Origin of the sequence: Psychrobacter sp. KCTC 72983, assembly GCF_014280455.1 — a bacterium.
Lineage (GTDB): Bacteria > Pseudomonadota > Gammaproteobacteria > Pseudomonadales > Moraxellaceae > Psychrobacter > Psychrobacter pacificensis.
Map to the genome: position 1 here is coordinate 788,365 of NZ_CP060390.1, position 26,675 is coordinate 815,039.

Sequence of the window (26,675 nt, forward strand, 5' to 3'; positions counted from 1 at the left end):
TTAGAAAACTGTTTTGTTGGTCAAGATACTTGTAACAAGTCTCTGGCAGTAGGCTCAGTAATCTCAGTCCAAAACAATATCATACTGCTCTTGGGTATATAGATTTTCTACGTCAAATGTAATCACTCGACCCAGTAGATACTCTAGATCGGCTACTGTATCTGACTCTGATGTCAGCAATAAATCAATGACTGCCGCATGAGCCACTACTGTGAATTTCTTAGGAGAATTATAAGTACGAGCGCAGCGCATGATCTCACGGAAAATCTCAAAGCAAACGGTCTCTGCGGTTTTAACGAACCCACGACCTTGGCAAGTTGAGCACGGCTCACAAAGCTGCTGACCCAATGATTCACGCGTGCGCTTGCGTGTCATCTCCACTAAGCCAAGTTCACTAACCTGCGTAATTTTGGTTTTGGCATAGTCTTGGGTTAGCTGCGCCTGTAAGCTCTCTAATACATCATCCTTATGCTGCTGCTCTAGCATATCGATAAAATCTAGAATAATAATGCCGCCTAGATTACGCAGGCGCAGCTGACGTGCGATGGCATGTGTGGCTTCTAGATTAGTCTTATAAACGGTGTCTTCTAATGAGCGACCGCCTACAAAAGAGCCTGTATTCACATCAATCGTCGTCATTGCTTCTGTTTGGTCAATAATCAGATAGCCACCAGACTTCAAGTCAACACGACGTTTCAATGCGTCACGTAAATCATCTTCAACCCGATGCACGTCAAACAGTGACTGCTCTGCCGTATAATGCACGATTTTATCGTAAATGAACGGTACAAACTCTTTGGCAAAGTATCTGACTTGTTCATAAACTTGCGTATTATCAATGATGACTTTTTCGGTATCAGCATGAACCAGATCACGGATAGAGCGCAGTGGTAGCGATAGTTCTTGATAAATAAGTTCTGAGCTTTGGTGATGATTGATCTCTTGGCGACGAGCACAGATGGTACGCCACAGCTGCAACAGGTAATAAATATCCTCTTCTAGCTTGTTTACAGGGACACGCTCAGCCGCAGTACGAGCGATCAGACCACCTTTTAGGTTGACCGTTTGCATTAAGCTACTAAGCTCAGTTTTCAGACGCGTGCGCTCTTCTTCACCATCAATACGCTGTGATATACCGATATGATCGCTTGATGGTAGATAAACCAGATAGCGAGATGGCAACGATATATTGGTCGTTAAGCGAGCACCCTTACTGCCTAATTGGTCTTTGGTGACTTGTACCAAGATACGCTGGCTTTCGTGTAATCGATGCTGAATCAAGGTCTTAGAAATAGGCACGACCTCCGTACTTTGAGCACTGACAACAGGTGGCGTGATTGCTAAGCTATCCGTGGATGTTTCTAAGATGGCGCTATTGTCACTATTATCTTTTTTGTCATTTGTAGCGGCTTTGCTTTTGTCTTCTGCAACTGGGCGAGGCTCGCGCTGCATATCATTGACATGTAGAAATGCGGTTCGCGATTGACCGATATCAACGAAGGCTGCCTGCATGCCTGGAAGGACACGTACGACTGTGCCCAGATAAATATTGCCGACCAAACCCAGTTTATGATGTCGCTCAATATAAATCTCACCCAAGATGCCATTATCTAAAACCGCAACACGGGATTCCATTGGACTAATATTAATCAGCAGCTCTTCGGACATAGTTTTTTCTCTTATCTCTCAGCTTTCTTATCAGACGGTCATCGTCTATTAGATTGACAGTGTAACAAATGCGCCTTGCTCTTGCCCATTGCCCTACCGTGTCATTATGTGCATATATAATTATAACGGGTCAACGATATCCTCACTGCCTTCTGTCATGTCTTTGATTAAGGCCAGCGTTTGCGCCAGTGGCAATCCAACGACATTGGTGTAACTGCCGTTAATACGGCTGACCCAAGCAGCACCTAAACCTTGAATACCATAGCCACCCGCTTTATCAGCAGGCTCTCCACTGTCCCAATAATTGCTCATCATCTCTGTAGTCAATGGTATAAAGGTTACTGCTGTACGCTCAGTAATTTGCTGCTGGTCGATAATTTGAAATGCCTGAGTGCGCTTTGATGCATTGTGTTCTGTTCCTTTAGGTAGCCGCTGTATTTTGGTGGCTTGTACGGCAGTCCATACTTCATGGATATTATCTGACATCTGCTGCCACATGCTATAAGCATGCTCACGATCGGTCGGTTTGACCAGTACTGTCTTGCCATCTGGTAACACTCCGATGGTATCAGAGGTCAAAATGATAATTAATTCGTTGGTACCGTTCTCATCGATTTCTAATGTGCCGTTTAGTTGCTCTATGGCAGCCATGGCTTTGGTAGCGACCATACGCTCAATATAGTCTTTGGGTAATTCATCATCTTGCGGCGTTTCGTCAATATCTACACTCAATACTCTAAAATCTAACTGTGCTCTTGCTAGTAGCTCTCGACGGCGCGGCGAACCAGACGCTAAAATGATATCCATCGCTCTTCTCTTTATTTACAGATTTATGAGGTATGTATTTTTTAGATATTTTGCATATAAGTTAATAAATACCATTAACGCGCAAACTTGCGTAGAGCCAGTAAGACAAGTGGCCAGCTGATGATACTCATCATAAGCGACAAAGCAGATTTTGCGATAAAGGTATTTTGGATAAACATCTGCAGCATCCATAAATTTAGCTGAAAAACAATTAATCCTAAACTGGCTATCAACCATGCGCTGATGGTATTTAGTTGTCTAACATAGATACTAGTAATTTTGATCACTAGTGCCACCACGACAGCGGCAAAGGCTTGCTGTCCTAGATGGGTGTCCATCAGCAAATCTGTAATAAGCCCAATAGTAAATGCGGTAAAGATACCCACATAGCGCGGCTGGAACAGTAGCCAATATATCAGCACCATAATCATAATCATGGGCCGTAATGTTGCCATACTTGGGCTTAACGGATAGACATTGAGCGATGAAGCAATGATAAAGCTTAGAACAATGACCACAATCAACAGTGCCGTTGAATTCTCAGAATCAGGATACGACATGAGTATTTACCTTCGATTGTGTAGCGACCGCTGTTATAGGATGCATTGGGTAATAATGAGATAGTACGATAGGCAAAATTTTGATAAAAAAGGCAGCTGGCATTATTGGTTAAAACGTTATGACATCAGAATTCATTGACTACTGCTCTTACTCTTAGTGAGTATCTTGTCTTGTAATATCAAGACATAAGCGTTGTCAATAAAGTTTGCAGAAGGCGTGACCTCAATGATTCTAAAGTTATCCGCTTGCCCATCTTTGATGTGAGCAATACGGCCAACACGATAGCCCGCTGGAATTCGCCCACCCAAACCAGATGATACCAACTCATCACCCACGCGCACGTCTGAAGTCTTAAAAACATAGTTTAGGCTCAGTGCAGATGGGATACCTTGGCCTGTCACAATAGCCCGCTGACCAGTACGTTTGACAGTGACAGCCACTGACTGCTGGTCATCTGTAATCAATAACAAACGGCTCGTATTAGGATAGACGTTAATGATCTGTCCTAAAATACCATCTTCATCGATAACCGTTTGTCCGACTTGTACACCATCTTGCTTGCCTTTATTGAGCACAACAATCTGTCTGAGTAAGTTGGTATCTGTACCAATGACTTGAGCTAAGTTGAGATCAAACTGCTCAGGCTTTGTGGTGGATAAAATCCCTTGCAAGCGCGCATTTTGTGCCAAGATATAATCTTGTTGCTGCAGTTTGGCATGTGCATGAATGAGTTGCGATTTTAGCTGCATGTTTTCGCGGCGCAGCGCTTCTTTTGACTGCAAACTACCACTCGCCCAATGCTTGGCATAGCTCGGTAATAAAGACATCTCATAAATAGGCTGCATGGCAGCATGACTGGTACTGCGCACTGGATTGAACCATTCCGAGTTTTTGCTATCAAACCACATCAGTATTAAGGCCGCTATCAACACGATGGCAGTCTTACGAAGTGATAACGCTTGGCGCGCAAAGATACTTGGAGTCATAAGTCGTCTAATTTAAGAATTCTAAAATGAACAATCACACTTATTGAGGACATACGTGTTTATCGGTGATATTGGGTTCTAGCATGGATTAATGCAATTAAAGGCAGCGCAGTCGGCTACCTTTAATTTATATACTTGTCATCGCATCGGCTACATCAATGATTGATGCATAAGCCATGAGGCATTATAGATATCCTAACAGGGAAACCATGCTCATGAGCAAAAGCTATTTAGACAAAAATCATGTTCAAGCTTTTGTTATTGATGAAATCAAGGGCGATACCACCACCACGGCTAACGCAGGTTAAAGGGTCTTCTGCTACCGTCACTGGTAAGCCCGTCTCTTGTGAGATCAGCTTATCTAAATCGCGCAATAACGCCCCACCGCCTGTCAATACGATACCGCGCTCTGCGATGTCTGATGACAACTCTGGCGGTGTCTGCTCAAGAGCGACTTTGACTGCACTGACAATACCGCTTAGTGGGTCAGTCAATGCTTTTTGTACTTCTTCTGAATTGACGATAAAGGTTTTCGGCACGCCTTCTGCCATGCTGCGACCACGAACTTCTACTTCTAGCTGGCTATTTTCATTCAATGCAGAGCCAACTTCTTTTTTGATGCGCTCAGCGGTCGTCTCACCAATCACACAACCATGCGTACGGCGCACATGTGTAATAATCGCCTCATCAAACATATCGCCACCGATACGGATAGACTCAGCATAGACGCAACCAGATAGCGCGATAACAGCAATCTCAGTGGTGCCACCACCGATATCGACGACCATAGAACCACTGGCTTCATGAACAGGCATGCCAGCACCGATAGCCGCAGCCATTGGCTCTTCTAGCAATAATACTTTGCTCGCGCCTGCTGATGATACTGCCTCACGAATCGCCTTACGCTCAACCAAGGTGGACTTACATGGTACACAAACCACCACGTTAGGCTGTGCCATAAAACGCTTGGCTTTTACCTTAGTGATGAAGTGTTTTAGCATTTTTTGCGTCACTTCAAAATCAGCAATCACACCGTCTTTTAGCGGGCGAATCGCTGTGATATTGGCAGGCGTACGACCCAGCATTTGCTTGGCATCGATACCCACAGCAGCGACGGTCGGGTTTTGAGTACGATTGCTTCGTAATGCGACCACCGTAGGCTCGTCAAGTACGACGCCTTTATTAGGAATAAAAATAAGGGTGTTCGCAGTACCGAGGTCGATAGCGATATTATTTGATAAAAATCCAAACAGGTTCATGACTAATATATCCAGCGTCTTACGAATGAGGCGAATGAGATTGACTGAGGTGTTACTCGTCAGCGTTGAGCAGGTCGTCGTTAGACATTAACGGGAGCGAAAGTGAATCATCGCAACCAGTCAAACCTAAGCAATAATGATGAAATGAAAAAACTGAGCTAAATTATACCGATTTAGCTCAAAAAAAACATAGGTATTTGCATCAGTAAGCAAGGATTTTTGTCTAAGACGCTAAAAGTTGTTACAAAGTTTGAAATAGTAGTGACTATCATTCAACTCAATGAAACTGCTTTTAATGTGATAACTAACAAGGCTCTACAGGCAGATAATTGTTTTGCTTAGTAGTAGGTACATACTGTAACGTATTTTAGAGCCTAATTGGGAAGCAATTGAAAATCAATCATGAATTATGCGGTCAGTTTTGCAAGTATTTGCGTATTGCTATGCCGGCACTCTGCCCTGATTGATACGGATGTTGATTGATATTGTGCATCAATCAAGCCTCATACTCTGTAAACTTGGGTCAGATGCTTTATAATAAGCCAACTTTATAGCCAATTACATTTGAGCGCTTATATATTTGCCTTATCCCTACTCTAACAAAAACTGTCCTTAACTGGAGAAACTATGTCTCAGCAATCAGCAACGTCTGACAACACTGTCAGCCGTGAAGAAATCCTGGAAGTTGCCAACCTTGCACGCTTGGGTGTCGATGAAAGCACGGCCGATAGCTATGCCGCCGATATCAGTAAAGTATTAAAATTGATGCATACCTTATCTAACGTTGATACAACAGATATCAAACCACTAGCCAATATCCATGAGGCTTGCCAAGAGTTACGTGCTGACGTAGCCAAACACGATATCAATCGCGAGCGCAATCAGTCAGTCGCGCCTGCCGTTGAAGATGGCTTATACCTTGTACCTCAGGTGATTGAATAATAGTGGCTGAATAATACAACCACGCATTTGTCATTATCCTATTTTATTTTATGCTATTCACATTTTGACGGACGACACCTTATGTCTGAACTTCATTTATTAAGTACCGAGCAGCTAATTACTGGCTTGCAAGACAAACAATTTAGCAGCGCAGAATTAACCGAGCATTACATCAAGCGTATCGATGCGCTAGATGGCAAAATCAATAGTTTTATCACGCATACTTCTGAAACAGCACGTGCACAAGCAAAAGCCGCTGACGAGATGCGTGCACAAGGCGATCAGCGTCCACTACTTGGCGTACCGATGGCGCACAAAGACATCTTTTGTACCCAAGGCGTATTAACGACTTGTGGTTCTAAGATGCTGCATAACTTTGTCTCACCATATGATGCAACCATCGTCTCTAACATCGACAAAGCTGGCATGATTAGCTTAGGTAAGCTCAATATGGATGAGTTTGCCATGGGCTCAGACAACAGCAGCTCATACTACGGCACCGTACAGAATCCTTGGAACCTAGAGCGCGTCCCTGGTGGCTCATCAGGTGGTAGTGCCGCTGCCGTTGCCGCAGGTTTTGTCCCTGTTGCTACCGGTAGTGATACGGGCGGCTCTATTCGTCAGCCAGCTTCATTCTGTGGCCTAACGGGTATCAAGCCTACTTATGGCCGTGTGTCACGCTTTGGTATGATTGCCTATGCCTCAAGCTTGGATCAAGCTGGTAGCATGGGACGCAGCGCTAAAGATTGTGCTTATTTGCTACAGCCAATGATTGGGCACGATCCACGCGATGCCACTTCTATCAAATACGATATGCCCAACTACGTACAAGACATCAATGATGCAGAGGCTGCGGCTGGTGATAAGCCATTTGACGGTTTGCGTATTGGTGTGGCTAAAGAATATTTCAGTACAGGGCTTAATAGCGAAGTCGAACAAGCAGCACGTGCCGCTTTAAAGAAATACGAAGAGCTGGGCGCAACGATTGTAGAAGTAAACATCACTGACCCTGAGATCACGCTCGCCACCTATTATATGCTAGCACCTGCCGAAGCGTCTTCGAACCTATCACGCTTCGATGGCGTACGTTTTGGCTATCGCTGTGAAAACCCAACGGATCTGATCGATCTATACACGCGCTCACGTTCTGAAGGCTTTGGCCCTGAAGTACAGCGCCGTATTTTGACGGGGACTTATGCGCTATCTGCTGGCTACTTCGATGCTTACTATACTAAAGCACAAAAAATCCGCCGCTTAATTGTCAAAGACTTTGATGATGCTTTTGCCAATTGTGACGTCATCGCCAGTCCCACCGCGCCGACCGCAGCTTATAAGCTGGCAGAAGACCTCGACCCTGCGACCATGTACTTAGGTGATGTCTATACCATCGCGGTCAACCTAGCGGGTCTACCTGCGCTCAGTCAGCCAGTAGGTTTGACGACAGAAGGCCTACCTATTGGCTTGCAATTAATCGGTAAGCACTGGCAAGAGAGTCAATTGCTTACGACTGCGCATTTGTTCCAGCAGCATACCGACCATCATCTACAACACTCTACCATCGCAAAGGAGACGGTATAATGAGTACAGCTACTACTGATAACAGTGCCGTCCGCGAGCACGCCGTGCGTAAAGAGCTACTTGTCGATGGCTATGAAGTGGTCATCGGTATCGAGATTCACTGCCAGTTGAATACAGAAAGTAAAATATTCTCAAGTGCGCCAACTGACTTCGGTCATGAGCCAAACAGCCAAGCAAGTATCGTTGACTTAGGCTTACCTGGTGTATTGCCAGTATTAAATGCTGGCGTGGTCGATCGCGCGCTAAAATTTGGTATCGGTGTCAATGCTGAGCTGGGTCTGTTTAATACATTTGATCGTAAAAACTACTTCTACCCTGACTTGCCTAAAGGCTATCAAATCACTCAGATGGCCAATCCTATCGTAGGTGAAGGATACATCGATGTTGTGGTCAACGAAGGCGAGAAAAACGAATATCCAAAACGTATGGGTATTACCCGCGCCCATCTAGAAGAAGATGCGGGTAAATCTGTCCATGATGCCGTCGATGGTATGACGGGTGTGGATTTGAACCGTGCGGGTACGCCACTAATCGAAATCGTCTCTGAGCCAGACATGCGCTCTGCTCACGAAGCGCTTGCCTACATCAAAGCCATCCATCAGCTAGTCACTTGGCTAGGTATTTCAGACGCAGTAATGGCTGAAGGCTCATTCCGCTGTGACTGCAACGTCTCTGTACGCAAGCCAGGCGCTGAGCTTGGTACACGTACTGAGCTTAAAAACCTAAACTCGTTCCGCTTTATCGAACGTGCTATCAATCGTGAAATCGAGCGTCAAATCGACATCCTAGAAGATGGCGGCAAAGTCGTACAAGCAACCATGCTATATGATCCAGAGCGTGACGAAACGCGTACCATGCGTACCAAAGAAGACGCCAACGACTATCGCTACTTCCCTGATCCTGACTTGCTACCTGTCCGAATTGAGCAGCATACCGTTGACGCGATCAAAGCAGCCATGCCAGAGCTACCCGTCGCTCGCCGTGCACGCTTTGAAGAAGCGCTTGGTCTGTCAGAATATGATGCTCGTATCTTGACTGGTAGTCGTCAGATTGCTGATTACTTTGAAGCTGTGGTCGCAGAAGTTGGGCAAGCAGATGCCAAAATGGCTGGCAACTGGGTCATGGGCGACTTACTCGGCGCACTGAACAAAGACGATAAAGACATCACCCACTCCCCTATCAGCGCCAAGCAGTTGGCTGGTATGCTTAAGCGTATCAAAGATGACACGCTATCTGGCAAATTGGCTAAGAAAGTCTTTAGTGCGCTATACGAGCGCGAAGGCGGCGACGGCGATGACGCCGCAGACAAAATCATCAAAGACAAAGGCCTCAAGCAAGAGACTGACACGGGCGCTATCAAAGCCATGGTCGAGGAAGTCATTGCAAAAAATGAAGCGATGGTCGAAGAATATCGCGGCGGTAAAGAAAAAGCCTTTAACGGTTTGGTCGGTCAAGTCATGAAAGCCAGTCGCGGTAGTGCGAACCCGCAGCAAGTGAACCAAATTCTAAAAGAATTGTTAGGTTAACACGAGCAGCGTAGCAATTAGACTGACTATGCTAGGCAGAATGGTATTGTAGATTTTGACTAATATAAATAGCCCTTGCAATATACATAATTTTGCGTAAAATAGTCAGTCATTCGGGGCGTAGCGCAGTCTGGTAGCGCACCACACTGGGGGTGTGGTGGTCGCAGGTTCAAATCCTGCCGTTCCGACCAAACACTAATATAGGGTAGTCTAGCATAAGCTGACTACCCTATATTTTTGGGCGTTTACAAGGCTTTTACTGTCTATAGCTATCTACAATCATCTATGGTAATACTCTTAAAAGTACGGTATATTTTACGGTATAAATTATACCGTTATGAGAATATACCGTCATGTCTCTTACTGATACTCAGATCAAACGCTTAAAGCCTACACCCAAATGCACCCCTTCACGCCCTGACAAATATAGTGACGGTGATAACCTACGTTTATGGGTGCGCCATACTGGTAGTAAGGTATGGGTAAGTGATTATAAATATAACAATAAACGGCAAAGCCTAACTATTGGCAAATACCCTACAATGAGCCTTGCCGATGCTCGCTATCGTCATAATGAGATAAAAGCCCTTATTGAGCAAGGCATAGACCCAAAGCAAGCAAAGAAGGATCAACAAGCCAACCGTGACGGATCAAAGGTATTTAATACCATAGCCCAGCGCTGGCACACTGACCGTAAAAACCACATTGCACCCACCACTTATAGCCGTGATTATTCACAGTATCAACGAGATATAAAGCCCGCCATTGGGCAAATGAATATAGACGATATAACCGCCCCTGACATTTTGGCTATTGGTAAAGCTATAGAAGCAAGGGGCGCTACTGATATGGCGCGTAGAGCAATACGCCAAACAGGGCAGATATTCAAACAAGCCATACGTGAGGGCTTAATAACTCACAACCCCGCCAATGATCTGACCGAAGCACTAAAGCCCCATAAGGTGAAGCACCATAGCCGTATAACTAGCCAGCAATTACCTAAACTATTACAAGATATAGACTCTTATGACGGTGATATATTAGTAAAGCTAGGGTTATGGTTTATGTGTTATACGTTTGTACGTACACAAGAACTACGCTTTATGGAATGGGCAGAAATAGACTACCAAGCCAATGTATGGCGCATACCAGCCGACAAGATGAAAATGGACAGACCCCACCTAGTGCCATTGGCACCACAAGCCATAGCCCTACTTAAAACTATTAAGGGCTTAGGCTTTTCTAATCAATATGTATTCTTTAATCCTACTACCCGTAAACCCTACAGCACTAACGCCTTTATTACTGCCCTATGGCGTTTAGGGTATAAAGGGCGCATGACAGGTCACGGCTTCCGTGGGCTTGCCAGTACCACATTACATGAACAAGGCTTTATGCATGAAGCAATAGAGCTACAGCTAGCACATGAAAAAGAAAACAAGATAAGCAAAGCCTATAACGGTGCTCAACATTTACCTTATCGTACTGACATGATGCACCAATGGGCAAACTTCATTGATGACGCTTACGCTGGCAAATTGGATAACGTGATACATGCCAATTTTAAGGCATTGGCTGCAAAACATGGGTGATAGATACCCTATTACTATTGGCATATATAAGCATTACCCCTTGCCCGCGCATAGGCAGAATGCGCTAATTTGCTAACTATCCTATCAATCATATGCAGGTAAAGGGCTTCAGGCTTCGCACCCCTTTGCTAAGTCATGCTAACTTTGCTAACTATCCGCTAATTTTACTAAAAATACGCTATTAATTGATTAAAAAGTAAACAAAACCAGTTTTTACAGCTTGCTAAGACTAGGAGTAGCTACCGAAAATCACGGCAAATGCACCCAAAGCCGTGACACGTCTTAGCCCTTATTTATTTTTGATTGGGTGCATGGGTGCAGTAATGAAATTATCACTAGATAGCAGTATTCAGGACTTATTAAAACAAGACTTGCCTAGAACAATTATTCTTAAAGATATTCATAATAGAATTATTAATTCACTAAAAGCAATGAAAGCGCCTGAGTCTGTCATAGAGCACAATGTAAATTTTATTAAAAACATAAGCCTTTACCATTGTGAGAGCTTTTACAGGTATTGGATTGAGGAAGCAAACAAACCAAATCCATTACTGGCTAAAACATTCCCTTTAGAAGTCCCTTTTATTTATGGGCTACTTTTACCTTATTACCTAGATTACACACAAACGGACTTTAAGCATTTCGATCATTTTAATTCACCTATCAATGATGATTTTAGGGTTGTATCGTCTATCAATGATACAAAATACCCGCATTCTTATTCTGTTCACCACGCCCACCAAATCACTAATATTTTGGTAAATAGGCTAGATCATATTAGTAAGCAGGGATTTATCAATGCCCAAAAGACAGCGGACAAAACTAAAGAAAAAAGACGTTCATTTCAAGGAGCTTTTAACGAGTCATTAAGACTAGAGCCTAACGCCACGCAAAAGAAACGCGCTGAAATAGTAATGGATTTATTAGAAAAAACCACACCCCATGAGGAATATAACCTCGATCAAGTAAAGGTATGGATTAGTGAATATTCTAGGGGCATACGCCATGATATTACATGGTTTGAAATACCTAGCATTCAAAGCGAGTTAATAAAATATATACAGTCAATGCCTAAATTACAGTGCTAGCACAATAATATAATGCTAGCGCTGTTTTTATAATATATCTAAAGTCATTCATCATTACCACATCGCCTAGCAGTCTATGACCATATACCTAGACCGCAAGCGCGTAATAATCAATCAATTATTATGGGTAATGACTATGACCACACAAAAGCAATCAGCTACCAATGCTAACACACTACCGCCCGCTTTCATCATTCCAGCGCCAACATTACAGCCAACTAATACCCCGCCACCTAATGCAATCAGCTTGCCATTAGACGGCTATAGCCGTGCCAGCCAATTAATACCTTTTTTACCTATTGGCTTATCAACGCTATGGAAGTGGGCAAAAAATGGGCGTTTCCCTGCCCCCGTCAAACTGTCTAACACTGTTACCGCATGGCGTAATCAAGACGTGCATCAATGGTTTAAAGACCAGTACGCGCCTACTGATACACCCGCATCAAATGACGATAACAACAATGGCGGGGTGGCTTAATATGTCTCATATCACCAGCATCATCACCAGCCCCGAAAGCGCAAAAAACCATGAATATATAGTTTTAGGTAGAAGCCTAGCGGGTAAGTACGCAAATATAGGCTACACACCGCCTAAATCATCCATGAGTAACCGCCATCATTGGTATAAGGTACTAAGTGATCATTATATAGAGCCAGTTAATGACCACCTTGGACAGTCAAACGATACCTTGGACGCTACCCTGTTGATTGCTAATACATCAAAAACAAATGATGCTTTCAATCATATTTTACAGCGGGGCGCGGGGTTTATATCTCAGCTACCTAACAACCAAACGATAATATATACGCCTAATCATTCAAAACGATGGGCTTGGCACTCAGGCTTATACCCCAGCATGAGCCAAGTCACAGAGTTAGAACAACTCACCCTTGACGCTGCAAGCACGGAATACCGTATAAAATATGGTAAGAACTATTGCGCTAGCCAATTAGTGACGGTATTCACTCAAAGCCGAAAGCATTATATTTTTACTTGTAATGCACACGGTTGCCTTTGGGAGCTTGAGCGCAAAATCAATGAACAAGGCAAACGCCCTGACCCTATATTATGGGTATTAATAAGCGACAAAACCAACGCCCCACACTTAGCAGTAATTAGAGAGCTGTTAAACCCGCAAGGGCAAGTTAGACTAGGGCACCTTGTACGCTTCATTAATCCCACTGGCAACCTACACACCAGCCCCACCATTGGCACCAAGCAAGCGGGCTATATCAAACCACCTTTTGTGCTTATGCTATTAATTACTATCTTATTGCTGGGCTTGTCATCTTGTACCGCCCTAGCGTATACTGCAATTCTCTCAAATCAATATAGCGGACAAGCCAGCCGTGACATTTTGGCTTTTTTTGTGTCTGATCATAGTATGAACTCTCAAATTCATTCTAAATACTCAGCCACAACCCTAAAAGCGTATTTAAGCGCATCAAGGGACAAAACCCTCATATCTATGGCAAATCAATTGCCAGCCGACTATGACGGGGTGACATCGCAAAATAAAATAGCCAATAGGCAAATATGCGGGGCGGTTTCTATATTGACCGAGAGTGAACCCCGTCACCCTATACCAGCGTATACATCAATGTATAGAGCGTGTAGCGTGACACCTACTCAAAACAATATAGGAGCTATCCATCATGGGTAATTCAATCAGCACAACCCTAGCAAACAATCAAACCCCTACCCAAAACCAACAAGCTACACAGCCCACGGCTTCACTGAGCGCCCAAAACCTAGCGTTACAGCTTGATGATACCCTTAGCTTGCAAATGCATCATACCAACTGGCTAAACAGTCTATACGAAGCCATACGCAAGTTATCCAATAACGATAATTACCCGCGTGGCATGGTTACTGACTTAATCAGTATTAGCCAGCACTTAGTTATGAACTTCAATGCTGATGCCAGCGATGCATTAGAGCAGTTAAGAGCTGCTAAGCAAGCGCCAACCACTCAAAACCAACAAGCTACACAGCCCACGGCTTCACTGAGCGCCCAAAACCTAGCGTTACAGCTTGATGATACCCTTAGCTTGCAAATGCATCATACCAACTGGCTAAACAGTCTATACGAAGCCATACGCAAGTTATCCAATAACGATAATTACCCGCGTGGCATGGTTACTGACTTAATTAGTATTAGCCAGCACTTAGTTATGAACTTCAATGCTGATGCCAGCGATGCATTAGAGCAGTTAAGAGCTGCTAAGCAAGTAAAAGGGGGTAGCCATGAGTAAATTAGAGACCACCACAGCAGCCAGCCAACTGGTAAAAATGTTTAATAAAAATACCCTAAAGCCTGAACAGATCAAAAGGTATAACGACACCTTAGCTTGTTTGCCTTTATCAGCATTTAGCACTCAACAGCCCCGCCATACAGCAACAGGCTTTAACATCACAGGGCAAGACACTACCCGCTTTCCTGATCACCTACTATTACCCTTAGTAGATGCTAAAGGGAATATAGTAAATACGGCAATGATACCACCCCCTGATGATAAAGATCACCAAGCGCCTATAGTTTTTGAGCCATTGAGCCAACCTAAAGGGGCGTTTGCTATTGGCACCTTAACCGATAGTAATACCGTGTTTTTAGTCAAAACGATAGAAGCGGGCTGTAATATCTATAGAGTACACCCGCAAGCCTTTATCTTAGTATGCTTCACACCTGCAAATATTGCTTATATGGTGGGACAGTGGCAGTTTAAAGCTAAAGGTAGATTATGCTTGCCTATTGGGTGCCATGAACTTGACGACTACCAAGCCATGCTAGTAGATGCCACGATAGCTATACACAGCCTTGATTATGACCTTGATTTTCCTATACCTGATAATGAAGTCAAAGGCTTGTTAGCAAATGCAGCTATTCACAACCTTGGCACATTGGACGGGCATGAGCCACTAACCAATGAGCAAAAACAAACGCTTAGCTGGCAAATAATCAATGAAAAAGAACCATTTACACGGTTAATAGATGAAAACGGAACGCCTAACCCTTACCCGCTTGATGCATTGCCTGAATTAGCCCGCCATGCTGTCACAGCAATAGCCCATCATGTGCAAGCCCCTATAGCTATGGCTGGTCAGTGCGTTATGGGTGCCTTGTCATACCTTGCCCAGCCCCATGTAAATGCTTATGACCGTTATAGTAATAAGGGGCAACCGTGTAGCTTATTTATACTTACTGAAGGTGGCAGCGGTGAACGTAAATCATCATGCCAACGGCTAGCCGATCAGCGTATATATGAACGTCAACAAACTATGATGAGCCAGTACCACGAGGACGTAAAGGATCACACCTTAGCTATAGCAAAGTGCCGTAGTGCCAAAGAAAAAGCCGACTTAGAGAATAACCACCCTGAGCCACACAACCCGCAATCATTATTTAAAGATGCCACGCTTGAACCAATAATAAGCACCTTTATACGCGGTGACGCTCATAACGTGGCATGGGTAAGCGATGAAGCAGGGCAGATTTTTGGAGGGCATACGCTAAAGGGTGATACCCGTGACGCTGCATTAGGTACATTAACAAGCCTATGGGATAAAGGAACAGCGGAACGCACCCGCGCACGGTCAAACCTTAACGAAAGCGGAACAGCTTACGAAGTGCGCCTAACCATTAATACATTAGGACAAAAGGCGGTATTAGAGGGCGTATTAAGTGACCCCGTACTACGTGAACAAGGCTTTTTACCTCGCTTTCTGTTTGCAGCACCCGCAAGCCTAGCAGGTACACGGCTTCACAATGACCTTGCTTCATTCAAAATGCGCCCATTCAATGATAAACGGCTAGTACAGTATTGGGAACGATGCAACGAGCTGCTAGACAAACCCTTCATACCACCACAGGAAGGAAGGATCACGCGCCCAGTAATGCCAATGAGCCAAGAAGCTGAAGTCATGCTAATGGAACTAAACAACACTACTGAGCGTCAAATGGGTAAGGCTGGGCGGTATGCACACTTTAAGCCCTTTGCTTCACGGGCATGTGAACACGCCACCCGCGTTTCTACTATTTTGGCATTTTTTGAAGGTATGGAAGCAGTAGACGGCAATCTTATGCAAAGCGCCATTAAGCTAGTGCAATACTCACTAGATGAATGGGAACGGTATAGCGGGTTTATAGAACGGGATCACGCCATTATAGAAGCTGACCGCCTTGAAAACTGGCTGTTAGCCTATTGCCGTGAACATGACACTAAAACCGTACCACGGGCAAGCATTCTACAACGTGTAACGCCTATGCACTTACGCAAAGCCAAGGCGCTAGATAAAGTCTTAAAAATACTCACTGATCAAAGCCACGCCCGCCAAATCAAAGTAGACGGCAAGGCTCATATAGAAATAAATCCAATATTATTCACTGAAAAATAAAAGGACTGTATTATGTTACTTAGATTAACACATGAAGTGCAATACCAAATGCAAGGTGAAAAAAAGACCTAGATGCGCTAGCATCAAAGTTTTTATCCACCGACCAAAGTGAGATTGCAACCATGAGCTATACACATCTAAGCCTAGGTGAACGATACCAGATTTATGCCCTTAAAGGGGCAAAACATAGTATTAATTTTATAGCGAGGGTGTTAAACAGAAGTCCCAGTACCATATCAAGAGAGCTTAGGCGTAATAAAAGCCTACGAGGTTACCGAGCAAAGCATGCTAATAACAAGGCTTGTGACAGACGGGCTAACAACGCCACAACTATTGTGACTGACCTCTGGGCATGGGTGACAGACAAGCTTAAAGAGAACTGGAGTCCTGAGCAAATATCTGGCGTTCATGCTGGTATCAGTCATATGAGCATTTATCGCTATATTTGGCGTGATAAGAGGCAGGGCGGTACATTGTGGCAGTGTCTCAGACGTAAAGGAAAACCATACCGGCAGCGTCTAACCGCTGAGACTCGAGGCCGTATCAATGACAGAGTCTCGATTCATGAGCGCCCTTGTATTGTTGAAGAACGCTCACGTATTGGAGATTGGGAAGCGGATACCGTTATCGGTCAGCATCACAAGCAAGCGATTGTCACGCTCGTTGAACGTAAAACGGGGCTGCTGAAGATGAAGCGTGTGGGTCATAAAACAGCACAGCAAGTATCAGAGGCAATGATAGAACTCTTAGCGCCAGTGAGGTTGCAGGTTAAGACCATTACCTCTGACAATGGTAAAGAGTTTGCTCAGCATAAGAAGGTGAAACAAAAGCTCTTTAGCCCTTTCTTCTTTGCCGATGCTTATGCGTCATGGCAGCGAGGAACCAACGAGAATACCAATGGCCTTATCAGAGAGTACTTGCCTAAGGGTTGTGACTTTAGACAAGTCTCTGATAATGAAATACAGGACATTGAGAACAAACTAAACAACAGACCAAGAAAACGATTAGGGTTTAAAACGCCTATGCAGGCGTTCTATAATATTAATTAGCGTTGCACTTGGTGTGTTAATCTAAGTTACGTAAAATCGAATTGCATGGCGTATTAGGCGAAAAGTTTGGCAAAACGTTTGAATTTGATGTTGAGTCGCCACAAGAAGCCTGCATAGCCTTAAGCTATCAAGTAGACGGCTTCAAAAAGTTTATGTTAGAAGCTGAAAGCACAGGCTTATTCTTTGCAGTTTTTAATGACGATAAAAATATAAGTAAAGATGAAGTTGGCATGAAAACAGGGGCTTCAGTTATCCGCATTGTTCCCAAAATAACTGGAGCTGGTGGCGACACATTGGGCTATTTACAAGTTGTAGCGGGCGCTGTTTTGATAGGTTTTTCAGGTGGCAATCCTGCTATGATAGCAGCGGGTGCGGGTATGATAGCAGGTGGTGCAGCTTCTTTACTTATGCCGCGTCCCAGCATCGAGCCGCAAGACCCAGACGGCAATAAACCTAGCTATGCTTTTGGTGGCGCTGTGACTACGGTTGCAGAGGGTAACCCCGTACCGATACTATATGGCCGTCGTCTTGTTGGAGGCGCTGTTATTAGTATGATGGTAGTCAATGAGGATACATAAACAAATCTACCCTTAAACGACTTAAGCCCCGCCCTAAAAGCGGGGCTTCAGTTTATTAACCCTGAAGCAATACCAAACCACAACCGATACGCTAAGCCGTGACCTTCACCCACTGGCAACCTACACACCAGCCCTGCCATTGACACTAAGCCAAGCACCAAGCTATAAGCTGATCACTATGATAATTAGCAGAGTTAGCATGACTTAGCAAAGGGGTGCGAAGCCTGAAGCCCTTTACCCGCATACGATTGATAGAATAGTTAGCAAATTAGCGCATTCTGCCTATGCGCGTGTGTGTGAATGATGAGCAGATGCCAAGTAGAAGCAGTGACAATCAGGCTATGAGCTAAAGCCAAGCCCTAAAGCAATACCAAATCATAACCGATACGCTAAGCCGTGACCTTCACCCACTGGCAACCTACACACCAGCCCCACCATTGGCACCAAGCCAAGCCATGAGACCAGCACCAAACCACAACCGATACGCTAAGCCGTGACCTTCACCCACTGGCAACCTACACACCAGCCCTGCCATTGACACTAAGCCAAGCCATGAGACCAGCACCAAACCACAACCGATACGCTAAGCCGTAACCTTCACCCACTGGCAACCTACACACCAGCCCTGCCATTGACACTAAGCCAAGCACCAAGCTATAAGCTGATCACTATGATAATTAGCAGAGTTAGCATGACTTAGCAAAGGGGTGCGAAGCCTGAAGCCCTTTACCCGCATACGATTGATAGAATAGTTAGCAAATTAGCGCATTCTGCCTATGCGCGTGTGTGTGAATGATGAGCAGATGCCAAGTAGAAGCAGTGACAATCAGGCTATGAGCTAAAGCCAAGCCCTAAAGCAATACCAAATCATAACCGATACGCTAAGCCGTAACCTTCCACCCACTGGCAACCTACACACCAGCCCTGCCATTGACACTAAGCCAAGCACCAAGCTATAAGCTGATCACTATGATAATTAGCAGAGTTAGCATGACTTAGCAAAGGGGTGCGAAGCCTGAAGCCCTTTACCCGCATACGATTGATAGAATAGTTAGCAAATTAGCGCATTCTGCCTATGCGCGTGTGTGTGAATGATGAGCAGATGCCAAGTAGAAGCAGTGACAATCAGGCTATGAGCTAAAGCCAAGCCCTAAAGCAATACCAAATCATAACCGATACGCTAAGCCGTGACCTTCACCCACTGGCAACCTACACACCAGCCCCACCATTGGCACCAAGCCAAGCCATGAGACCAGCACCAAACCACAACCGATACGCTAAGCCGTGACCTTCACCCACTGGCAACCTACACACCAGCCCTGCCATTGACACTAAGCCAAGCACCAAGCTATAAGCTGATCACTATGATAATTAGCAGAGTTAGCATGACTTAGCAAAGGGGTGCGAAGCCTGAAGCCCTTTACCCGCATACGATTGATAGAATAGTTAGCAAATTAGCGCATTCTGCCTATGCGCGTGTGTGTGAATGATGAGCAGATGCCAAGTAGAAGCAGTGACAATCAGGCTATGAGCTGAAGCCAAGCCCTAAAGCAATACCAAACCACAACCGATACGCTAAGCCGTGACCTTCACCCACTGGCAACCTACACACCAGCCCCACCATTGGCACCAAGCCAAGCCATGAGACCAGCACCAAACCACAACCGATACGCTAAGCCGTGACCTTCACCCACTGGCAACCTACACACCAGCCCCGCCATTGACACTAAGCCAAGCACCAAGCTATAAGCTGATCACTATAATAATTAGTACGGTTATAGATTAATAGTAAATTTACTACTTCACCATGTGGGGGGGTAATGTAAATATTTTTAGATGCTTATAGAGCGGACACCACTCCCCATACTACGCGCAAGAAAAATTCTTATTAGACAAAAAATGTCCTAAATGTCAAAACCCCTAAAATCAATAACTAAAGGTTATCAGTCATGACGCCTAAACAAGAGACCTACTGTCATGCAGTCGCCGACGGTTTAGAGCCGATTAACGCTGTAAAAAAGATAGGCTACAGCCCCACCATTGGCACCAAGCTATAAGCTGATCACTATAATACCCCCTAGGGTGGAGTAAAAAGTAAACATGATGCCCCGCCAAGACCACCGCCCCCAAGAGAATTTTCGCATGGTCAAAACTCTGTAGGGGGTATACCTATTCCTAATAGTTACAATTATATTATCAGTATGTATGGGTATAATATAGATCACTGAGAATTGATAAAAAGAGCACCATTTCATAGGTGACTTTTACATAATGCGGTATATTTTACGGTATATTTATAATATATAAATATAAAAGCCATACAATACAAGGTATACAGCTTTTACTTTACTTCCTGCCGTTCCGACCAAACATAGCAGTAAAGAGAAAAGCCAATCATTGTTTTCAATGGTTGGCTTTTTTTTGTGCTAAATTTTACTGATATCAGTATTCATATCCATCACATTAATATCATGTTTTGAAGCCAAAAAGCTTAGCACTGCCATCGCCGATACTCGTATCCTATAGACTTTTATAGAGCGAGCCGTTAGGGTAAATGCCTCACCACAATGATGGTTTATCCTATGTCCGAGCCTATCAATAAACCCACACATAATCGCCTCATAGATGATGTACCTTGGGAGCGTTTCCGCCGGCCTTACGTGCGCGATTTGGCTTATGTACTGGCATGTCCCAATGTCTTGACCACGTGGCTAGACTTTGCACCGCATCAGAGCACACATACCGTTGCTGTGCATAGTGCACAATTTTGGCAGACACAGTTTGAAGCGTATGAGCAACGATTAACAGAGCTAGACACCACTGCCACCTATCAAGAGCTGACTCGCTATTTACTCAAACGCCCTAGTCCCAATCGATTGGGGTTTCACTTTGAGGGACTACTATCGTTTTGGTTAGAGGATGGGTTTGCGCGTAATCTGCATCCGTACGAGACACTAGCTAATAATGTACAGCTGTACAATGGTAAGCAGACTGTCGGTGAGCTTGATTTGATTTTGTATAATCATGAAGAGAGGCTGGTGGAGCATTGGGAACTAGCCATTAAATTTTTTATGGGATCAGCACCTTTTGAGCCTGTGAACTGGGTAGGGATTAACTCCAATGATAATCTACAGCGTAAGATGACGCACATGCAAACCAAGCAGTTTCGAGCCGTCTGGGTAGATACGGAAGATCACGGGCAGGTCAAAATAGACAAACGCTATGGTGTAATCAAAGGGCGATTCTTTTTACCGATTAACACAACCAACCTTGGTGATTATGATTGGCCTCATTGGCTAACACCCAGCTTTCCGATACATGAATGGTGTGATAAGAGAGATAAAGCCGCTCTTGCGACGATTGACACCACTTCATTGCGAGCTGCGCATTATATTGAATGGTTCACCAAGCGCGACTTTTATGACCGCTATGGTCGGTGTCAGCCGCCCCTTACCTACCCTGACACGCCAAACCTCAGAACAGGATTGTACTTCGAAGGTGAGCGACTGATTGTCATTTATCCAAGGCAGTTAAGCCAAATAAAAGAATAGTCTAAGCTAGATAGTTTGAATAACTGTCTCATTTTAACAACCAAAGAAGCTTAGTGAACCATTTAATAACTCTCAATCACCTGCATTAGCTCGTATCTCAGCATATCGGCACTAGGCATACGCTCAGCGTGAAAACGAACGATAGCTATACCTGCACTCGCCAGAGCTTTGTCTTTTTTATCATCAGCCTTTTGCCGCGCTTTGCTGCTATGTGTCCAGTCATCAAGCTCGATGGCAACTAGCGTGGTCTGAGCGTCAACATCCACGATTACATAATCAACGCTCTGGCGACAGATACGATTAAACCAAAAGCTGCGCTCGGACGTCTCATCACTATTGGCTTCGATGATACGTGACAGCTGAACCTGTACAAAAATATGATACTCAGGTAGCGCATTTTTTAATTTATTAAAAAATATCACTTCAGTATCGGTCATGATTGGCATTGGGGCAAATGGCCAGATAGCCAGCTCATCACCGCGCACAGGTTTTGGCTCAGGCTCTACGACTGGACGTCTGGCCAATAGCTTTGGTAACGTAATAAGCCCTAAAAACCCAACGGCCAAGATTAAAAATATAGCGCCAAATGACATGGTTTTACCTTATACAATATAACAGTGACCGGCTAGCGTTCAAGACTCTGAAGAGTCAATGATCGGCTGATCACCACAGGGCAACCTTTATAGGCTGACAGGTTATACAAAAATGAGTAATAAAAATGGTGCTCATCGTAACCAAGCTTGCGCCAATCGGCAAACGATAAAACAAAAAACACGACAGTGGTTGTCGTGTTTAAAAATAATCATGGTCTAAATCGATAAGATGACAGCTAAGCCATATATCAGCGTGTAGGTCGTGATAAGGGATACCCCACTGATATCTTATTTAACGCCAATAAAGCACCCATGCACCTGTTGTATCAACATTGGCGTCACTATTGATCTTATCTTTTAGTGCCAATGCGGCGACCTTTCCACGTTCAGGACCAACAATGACGCGTACACCGCGACTGGTCGGACTGGTCTTCACTTGATATCCAGCCTCTTTGAATTTTTTCGCTAGTTGATCCGCTTTGGCCTGATTATCTGCGAGCGCTACTTGCACCCCAAAGCTGCCTTTCGCATCGGTTTCTTTGACTTCTTGACGAGCCTCACGAAGCTTTTGCTGAGCCTCTCGCTTAGCCTCAGCCGCTTTTTCGGCAGCAGCGGCTTCTCGCTCCAGACGTTGCACTTGACTGCGCGACGGTATGGTAATGTTTTGACCCAGCTGTAATGAGGTCGATGGTGAGATGTTATTTGCTTGAGCCAAGAGTTCGACAGGCATATTGTACTGTCTTGCAAGCTTAATCAGCCCATCGCCTTTTTTGACTTGATAATCAGAGGGCGATTTTGGTGGTTCATTTTTAGCCGCTTCAGCTGCCTCTCTCTTTTTTTCGGCCGCAGCTTGAGCGTCCGCTTGTCTTTTCGCTTCTGCTTCTTTTTTACTTTCTGCTAGTTTTTCAGCAGCGGCTTTTTCTTGTTTTGCTTTGGCTTGTTGCTGCTCATCTTCCGCCTGCTTTTTTGCTTTGGCTTCATTCACTGCATCATCGGCTGCCTTGACCAATTTTTCAGCATCTTGCACTTCCTTACTTTTGACACTTTTTTCTGTGTCTTTTACGTCTTCTGAACTCTCACTCTGTTCATTTGTCGCCGCGATATTTTTGACATACTGCTGGCTTTCAGCACGGGCTTTGGCCAACGCTTCTGCTTCAGCCACTTCTTGTTCTGTCAAAAACTCCTGTGCGCGTCTCTCCTGCTCGGCAACACGAGCAGCACGTTCTTTTTGCTTTTGCGCAAGGATACGTTTTTCTGTCTCAATGTCAGTCGTTAGCGGTTGCGGAGATTCTTGCTCGGTCGTTGGTTTCTCTATCATCGCTGATGTTGGCTGTGGCTGGTTGCTCTCGCCAATCTGCTGCACCATGGCGTATAACATCACGCTACCGCCTAGAATCATCCCAATGCCCAATAAGGCTTGTCTCGAAAAGTTCATCCGTTTACGTCTCTTAGTTGGTGATAAGGTTGATTGAGCGGCGCAGGGACTGTCTTACAGCAATATAGATAATTGCGCTAATAAATACCTCGTACCGCCAGTTACTGCCATCAGTGTTCAAAATCTATGCCGACCCATTTATGCCAGTCTTGCAAATCATTTTGATTATAAAGCATATTTTTCGTGCTGTCTGCCATCAGGCAAGTACTAAGATTAACACTAAACAGGCGCCACCTTAACTTAAATGATCATACGGCAAGTGCAGCAAGCGCTTCGCCAATCGTATGAAACGAACCACATACGACGATCAAATCTTGTGGTTGGCTTGCCTGTATGACCGCCTCCGTCGCTGCTTGTAAACCATCAAAATCATGGACATGGCGAGTATCTATGTATTTGGCTAAGACGCCTTGTAGCTGCTCGGTACTCGCGGCACGAGGATAATCAATCTCAGCAATGAACCAATCACTAATCGGCAAGCCTGCTTGAGTCAGACGCTGTACTACTTTGTCGATATCTTTATCACCCAACATAGAGAACAACATTTTGATTTTTGGAAGGTCTCTATCAGATTGGCTGCCGTGTTTACTCAAATGCTGATGCCAAAATGGCAATAACTGCGCTAATAAAAATTCCACACCTTGCTCGTTGTGCGCCACATCAAACAACCAATGGCGATGATGGCTTTCACGATAATCAAAGCGCCCTGCCAGTTTGACAGTTTGCAATGCCTGCTCGATGGCACTTATATCGACTTTCAACGGGCTTGCAAGTACCGCCGATAGTGCATTAGCAGTATTGGTTAAGGATAGCGCAGGGCGTGGTAGTTGCAAGGTAACAGCGGCATTACTGTATTGCCAAATCATTGAGTCAATATCGCGGTAGCTAAAATCTTGCCCAATTTGATAACAAGTCGCTTGCTTATTATCGATAGCGTGCTGCACGCTAGATGGCATTTCAATAGCACCATAAACTAAAGAAATACCTTGGCGCAATATACCTGCTTTCTCGCGACCGATGTCCTCAACATTGTCACCTAGCCAGTCGACATGATCGATACCAATATTAGTAATCACTGCCATATCAGGATCAATAATATTGACCACATCTAACCGTCCGCCTAATCCAACTTCTAACACCCATACATCACAGTCTGCCTCAGCAAATATGAGTAATGCTGCCAGCGTTGTCATCTCAAAGAATGACAAGGTCAAATCGCACTCTAAACGTGCTGCTTCGACTTTGCTAAAAGCATCAATCAGCGTCTCATCGCTGACCATTTCGCCATTGATACGCACGCGCTCATTAAATACGCTCAAGTGCGGCGATTGATATAGTGCCGTCTTATAACCTGCGGCTTTACACATTTCGGCGATAACAGCGGTCGTAGAGCCTTTACCATTGGTGCCTGCCACAGTGAAGACATAAGCGTCATCTTTAGCTGACTTTACTACTCCTAGCGCTTCGGCAACAGGCAATACACGCGATAGTCCCATATCTATCGCAGACACATGTATTTGCTGCATATAATTTAGCCATTCGGTCAAGCTGACCAAACCAACGTTATCGTTGGGGCTACTAGAGTTGGACGCTACAAGATCAGACATGGATAAAACCTATAGGAAATTTAATAAGAAATATAAATATATGTGTTGGCTAAAACCAAAAATAGCATTTACCGTGCAATGACGATAAATGCTATTAGAGGGTCTCGCATATGCAGTAGATGTTAGCACGCGGCTAGGCGTTTATGCACTCAATAAATGACTCATGATACTGAGCCATACATCTTATTAAGCATCTACATTAGGTACGTGGCACAGTTTTGCGAGCAAACGATAGATCGTATCAATCAGTTGATGACGATGCACCACTTCATCTACGACGCCATGCTCTAATAAGAACTCTGCACGTTGGAACGGCTCTTCTAACGTCTCACGCACGGTCTGCTCGATCACGCGCTTGCCCGCAAAGCCAATCATCGCTTTTGGTTCTGCCAGATGGATATCACCCAGCATGGCCAATGACGCAGTCACACCGCCGTATACAGGATTGGTCAATACCACAATATACGGAATACCAGCGATTTTTAGACGTTCAATCGCGGCAGCTGTACGTGCCATTTGCATCAATGATAACAGACCTTCTTGCATACGTGCACCGCCTGACGCGGCAAAGCAGACTAATGGGATTTTTTGCTCAAGCGCTCTTTCAGCGGCTTGTACAAAACGATCGCCAACCACTGAACCCATCGAGCCGCCCATAAAACGGAAATCAAAGGCACAAGCGACAATATCAAGGTTACGCAGCTTGCCGTACATGGCAACCAGCGCTTCACTCTCGCCCGTTTTTTCTTGTGCTTCGCTCATACGCGCAGGATATGGCTTGCTATCCACAAAGCTCAGCGGATCTTTGGCAGTGAATTCTTGACCTGTCTCACCGTCTATTTGATCAAGCAACCAATTTAAGCGCTCACGAGCACTCATCGGTAAATGATGATCACAGTGCGGACACACATAGCAGTTAAAAATCAGTGCGGTGTTGGTAATCACAGAATGACAATTGCTACATTTGGTCGACGGTTCAGTCTCTACCGCGGTCAATTGCGCAGTTAATTGCTGCTTGATACCTGGTATAGGACGGTTAAACCATGACTGCCTATCCGCGTTGCTGTTTGGCTCGGCTTTAGCAGTATTATTATCGAGTTTTGTTGCTGTATCAGTCATATTATTTGCCATCATAAAAGGCTTATTGACAAGTTGGCTCATTCGCTTGTCATTGAGAGTTTAATGGTTGTCTAAACAAAGCGTCAAACCCAGTCATAACATGAGCAATTATGCGACACGCTAATGTATCAATCTTACGTGTCGATCATTTGGTTAGGTGCTTGTTGATAGATGATGTGCTTGTTGAGACTTTTTGGCAAATGCTTTTTGGCAGATGCTTTTTGAAACTAGTCACTGACAAATCACGGCTATCAGACGCCATATAATAGTCATGTTAGTTTACACTCGTAAACTAAATTTAGCAAAGTCATTTAACGTCATCTTTCAGTAACGTTTTTGA

The 26,675-nt window shown here is 44.6% G+C and carries 21 protein-coding genes and 1 tRNA gene; 13 read left to right on the forward strand and 9 right to left on the reverse strand.

Features of this window, described 5'->3' with window-relative positions:
* Window positions 1–63: 63 nt before the first annotated feature.
* From PSBA01_RS03380 to PSBA01_RS03400, 5 genes are all read right to left on the reverse strand, one after another.
* Window positions 64–1,668, reverse strand: a complete 1,605-nt coding sequence (locus tag PSBA01_RS03380; protein ID WP_186475032.1) for an Rne/Rng family ribonuclease — start codon at window positions 1,666–1,668, stop codon at window positions 64–66.
* A gap of 120 nt (window positions 1,669–1,788) precedes the next feature.
* Window positions 1,789–2,475: a Maf family protein gene (locus tag PSBA01_RS03385; protein ID WP_071003143.1), complete on the reverse strand. Its 687-nt coding sequence runs from the start codon at window positions 2,473–2,475 to the stop codon at window positions 1,789–1,791.
* Between the two features lie 74 nt (window positions 2,476–2,549).
* Window positions 2,550–3,035: a rod shape-determining protein MreD gene (gene mreD / locus PSBA01_RS03390; RefSeq protein ID WP_071003141.1), complete on the reverse strand. Its 486-nt coding sequence runs from the start codon at window positions 3,033–3,035 to the stop codon at window positions 2,550–2,552.
* A 132-nt stretch (window positions 3,036–3,167) separates the two neighbouring features.
* Window positions 3,168–4,022 (reverse strand): rod shape-determining protein MreC, encoded by an 855-nt coding sequence (gene mreC, locus PSBA01_RS03395; RefSeq protein ID WP_186475033.1) that lies wholly within the window; start codon window positions 4,020–4,022, stop codon window positions 3,168–3,170.
* 230 nt (window positions 4,023–4,252) lie between these two features.
* Window positions 4,253–5,290 (reverse strand): rod shape-determining protein, encoded by a 1,038-nt coding sequence (locus PSBA01_RS03400; RefSeq protein WP_071003137.1) that lies wholly within the window; start codon window positions 5,288–5,290, stop codon window positions 4,253–4,255.
* Between the two features lie 618 nt (window positions 5,291–5,908).
* On the opposite strand from PSBA01_RS03400, the gene gatC reads away from it, so the two are divergent.
* From gatC to PSBA01_RS03465, 13 genes are all read left to right on the forward strand, one after another.
* Window positions 5,909–6,223, forward strand: coding sequence for an Asp-tRNA(Asn)/Glu-tRNA(Gln) amidotransferase subunit GatC (gene gatC, locus PSBA01_RS03405; RefSeq protein ID WP_071003135.1), 315 nt, complete (start codon window positions 5,909–5,911; stop codon window positions 6,221–6,223).
* A gap of 81 nt (window positions 6,224–6,304) precedes the next feature.
* Window positions 6,305–7,801 carry an Asp-tRNA(Asn)/Glu-tRNA(Gln) amidotransferase subunit GatA gene (gatA, locus tag PSBA01_RS03410; RefSeq protein ID WP_186475034.1) on the forward strand — a complete coding sequence of 499 codons (1,497 nt, stop codon included), beginning with the start codon at window positions 6,305–6,307 and terminating at the stop codon, window positions 7,799–7,801.
* Window positions 7,801–9,327, forward strand: a complete 1,527-nt coding sequence (gene gatB, locus PSBA01_RS03415) for an Asp-tRNA(Asn)/Glu-tRNA(Gln) amidotransferase subunit GatB (RefSeq protein WP_186475035.1) — start codon at window positions 7,801–7,803, stop codon at window positions 9,325–9,327. The genes gatA and gatB overlap by 1 nt, the downstream gene beginning before the upstream one ends.
* Before the next feature lie 114 nt (window positions 9,328–9,441).
* Window positions 9,442–9,518: transfer RNA gene (locus PSBA01_RS03420), tRNA-Pro, on the forward strand.
* 162 nt (window positions 9,519–9,680) lie between these two features.
* Window positions 9,681–10,919: a tyrosine-type recombinase/integrase gene (locus PSBA01_RS03425; protein ID WP_186475036.1), complete on the forward strand. Its 1,239-nt coding sequence runs from the start codon at window positions 9,681–9,683 to the stop codon at window positions 10,917–10,919.
* A 323-nt stretch (window positions 10,920–11,242) separates the two neighbouring features.
* Window positions 11,243–12,007: a hypothetical protein gene (locus tag PSBA01_RS03430; protein WP_186475037.1), complete on the forward strand. Its 765-nt coding sequence runs from the start codon at window positions 11,243–11,245 to the stop codon at window positions 12,005–12,007.
* Between the two features lie 136 nt (window positions 12,008–12,143).
* Window positions 12,144–12,485, forward strand: a complete 342-nt coding sequence (locus PSBA01_RS03435; protein ID WP_186475038.1) for a helix-turn-helix transcriptional regulator — start codon at window positions 12,144–12,146, stop codon at window positions 12,483–12,485.
* Window positions 12,486–12,864: 379 nt separating this feature from the next.
* Entirely contained in the window at window positions 12,865–13,671 is an 807-nt protein-coding gene (locus PSBA01_RS03440; protein WP_186475039.1) for a hypothetical protein, read from the forward strand.
* Window positions 13,664–14,263, forward strand: coding sequence for a hypothetical protein (locus PSBA01_RS03445; protein WP_186475040.1), 600 nt, complete (start codon window positions 13,664–13,666; stop codon window positions 14,261–14,263). The genes PSBA01_RS03440 and PSBA01_RS03445 overlap by 8 nt, the downstream gene beginning before the upstream one ends.
* Window positions 14,256–16,403, forward strand: a complete 2,148-nt coding sequence (locus PSBA01_RS03450; RefSeq protein WP_186475041.1) for a DUF3987 domain-containing protein — start codon at window positions 14,256–14,258, stop codon at window positions 16,401–16,403. Before PSBA01_RS03445 ends, PSBA01_RS03450 begins: the two co-directional genes overlap by 8 nt.
* A 122-nt stretch (window positions 16,404–16,525) precedes the next feature.
* Window positions 16,526–17,452: an IS30 family transposase gene (locus PSBA01_RS03455; protein WP_025643743.1), complete on the forward strand. Its 927-nt coding sequence runs from the start codon at window positions 16,526–16,528 to the stop codon at window positions 17,450–17,452.
* A gap of 41 nt (window positions 17,453–17,493) precedes the next feature.
* A complete protein-coding gene (locus PSBA01_RS03460; protein ID WP_228724627.1) occupies window positions 17,494–18,030 on the forward strand; it encodes a tail assembly protein in 537 nt (178 codons plus the stop codon).
* A 2,582-nt stretch (window positions 18,031–20,612) separates the two neighbouring features.
* Window positions 20,613–21,581: a DUF1853 family protein gene (locus tag PSBA01_RS03465; RefSeq protein WP_186475042.1), complete on the forward strand. Its 969-nt coding sequence runs from the start codon at window positions 20,613–20,615 to the stop codon at window positions 21,579–21,581.
* 62 nt (window positions 21,582–21,643) lie between these two features.
* Here PSBA01_RS03465 and PSBA01_RS03470 read toward each other — a convergent pair whose 3' ends face one another.
* From PSBA01_RS03470 to accD, 4 genes are all read right to left on the reverse strand, one after another.
* Window positions 21,644–22,174, reverse strand: a complete 531-nt coding sequence (locus tag PSBA01_RS03470; RefSeq protein ID WP_186475043.1) for a DUF2726 domain-containing protein — start codon at window positions 22,172–22,174, stop codon at window positions 21,644–21,646.
* Between the two features lie 292 nt (window positions 22,175–22,466).
* Window positions 22,467–23,609: an SPOR and LysM peptidoglycan-binding domain-containing protein gene (locus PSBA01_RS03475; protein WP_186475044.1), complete on the reverse strand. Its 1,143-nt coding sequence runs from the start codon at window positions 23,607–23,609 to the stop codon at window positions 22,467–22,469.
* 248 nt (window positions 23,610–23,857) lie between these two features.
* Entirely contained in the window at window positions 23,858–25,216 is a 1,359-nt protein-coding gene (locus PSBA01_RS03480; RefSeq protein WP_186475045.1) for a bifunctional folylpolyglutamate synthase/dihydrofolate synthase, read from the reverse strand.
* A 186-nt stretch (window positions 25,217–25,402) separates the two neighbouring features.
* Window positions 25,403–26,347, reverse strand: a complete 945-nt coding sequence (accD, locus tag PSBA01_RS03485) for an acetyl-CoA carboxylase, carboxyltransferase subunit beta (protein ID WP_186475420.1) — start codon at window positions 26,345–26,347, stop codon at window positions 25,403–25,405.
* Between the last annotated feature and the right edge of the window lie 328 nt (window positions 26,348–26,675).

What these genes read in the sequence shown, in the direction of transcription:
- PSBA01_RS03380 (WP_186475032.1), bottom strand. Translation starts at nt 1,668, where the DNA reads ATGTCCGAAGAGCTGCTGATTAATATTAGTCCAATGGAATCCCGTGTT.
- PSBA01_RS03385 (WP_071003143.1), bottom strand. Translation starts at nt 2,475, where the DNA reads ATGGATATCATTTTAGCGTCTGGTTCGCCGCGCCGTCGAGAGCTACTA.
- mreD (WP_071003141.1), bottom strand. Translation starts at nt 3,035, where the DNA reads ATGTCGTATCCTGATTCTGAGAATTCAACGGCACTGTTGATTGTGGTC.
- mreC (WP_186475033.1), bottom strand. Translation starts at nt 4,022, where the DNA reads ATGACTCCAAGTATCTTTGCGCGCCAAGCGTTATCACTTCGTAAGACT.
- gatC (WP_071003135.1), top strand. Translation starts at nt 5,909, where the DNA reads ATGTCTCAGCAATCAGCAACGTCTGACAACACTGTCAGCCGTGAAGAA.
- gatA (WP_186475034.1), top strand. Translation starts at nt 6,305, where the DNA reads ATGTCTGAACTTCATTTATTAAGTACCGAGCAGCTAATTACTGGCTTG.
- gatB (WP_186475035.1), top strand. Translation starts at nt 7,801, where the DNA reads ATGAGTACAGCTACTACTGATAACAGTGCCGTCCGCGAGCACGCCGTG.
- PSBA01_RS03425 (WP_186475036.1), top strand. Translation starts at nt 9,681, where the DNA reads ATGTCTCTTACTGATACTCAGATCAAACGCTTAAAGCCTACACCCAAA.
- PSBA01_RS03430 (WP_186475037.1), top strand. Translation starts at nt 11,243, where the DNA reads ATGAAATTATCACTAGATAGCAGTATTCAGGACTTATTAAAACAAGAC.
- PSBA01_RS03435 (WP_186475038.1), top strand. Translation starts at nt 12,144, where the DNA reads ATGACCACACAAAAGCAATCAGCTACCAATGCTAACACACTACCGCCC.
- PSBA01_RS03440 (WP_186475039.1), top strand. Translation starts at nt 12,865, where the DNA reads ATGAGCCAAGTCACAGAGTTAGAACAACTCACCCTTGACGCTGCAAGC.
- PSBA01_RS03445 (WP_186475040.1), top strand. Translation starts at nt 13,664, where the DNA reads ATGGGTAATTCAATCAGCACAACCCTAGCAAACAATCAAACCCCTACC.
- PSBA01_RS03450 (WP_186475041.1), top strand. Translation starts at nt 14,256, where the DNA reads ATGAGTAAATTAGAGACCACCACAGCAGCCAGCCAACTGGTAAAAATG.
- PSBA01_RS03455 (WP_025643743.1), top strand. Translation starts at nt 16,526, where the DNA reads ATGAGCTATACACATCTAAGCCTAGGTGAACGATACCAGATTTATGCC.
- PSBA01_RS03465 (WP_186475042.1), top strand. Translation starts at nt 20,613, where the DNA reads ATGTCCGAGCCTATCAATAAACCCACACATAATCGCCTCATAGATGAT.
- PSBA01_RS03470 (WP_186475043.1), bottom strand. Translation starts at nt 22,174, where the DNA reads ATGTCATTTGGCGCTATATTTTTAATCTTGGCCGTTGGGTTTTTAGGG.
- PSBA01_RS03475 (WP_186475044.1), bottom strand. Translation starts at nt 23,609, where the DNA reads ATGAACTTTTCGAGACAAGCCTTATTGGGCATTGGGATGATTCTAGGC.
- PSBA01_RS03480 (WP_186475045.1), bottom strand. Translation starts at nt 25,216, where the DNA reads ATGTCTGATCTTGTAGCGTCCAACTCTAGTAGCCCCAACGATAACGTT.
- accD (WP_186475420.1), bottom strand. Translation starts at nt 26,347, where the DNA reads ATGGCAAATAATATGACTGATACAGCAACAAAACTCGATAATAATACT.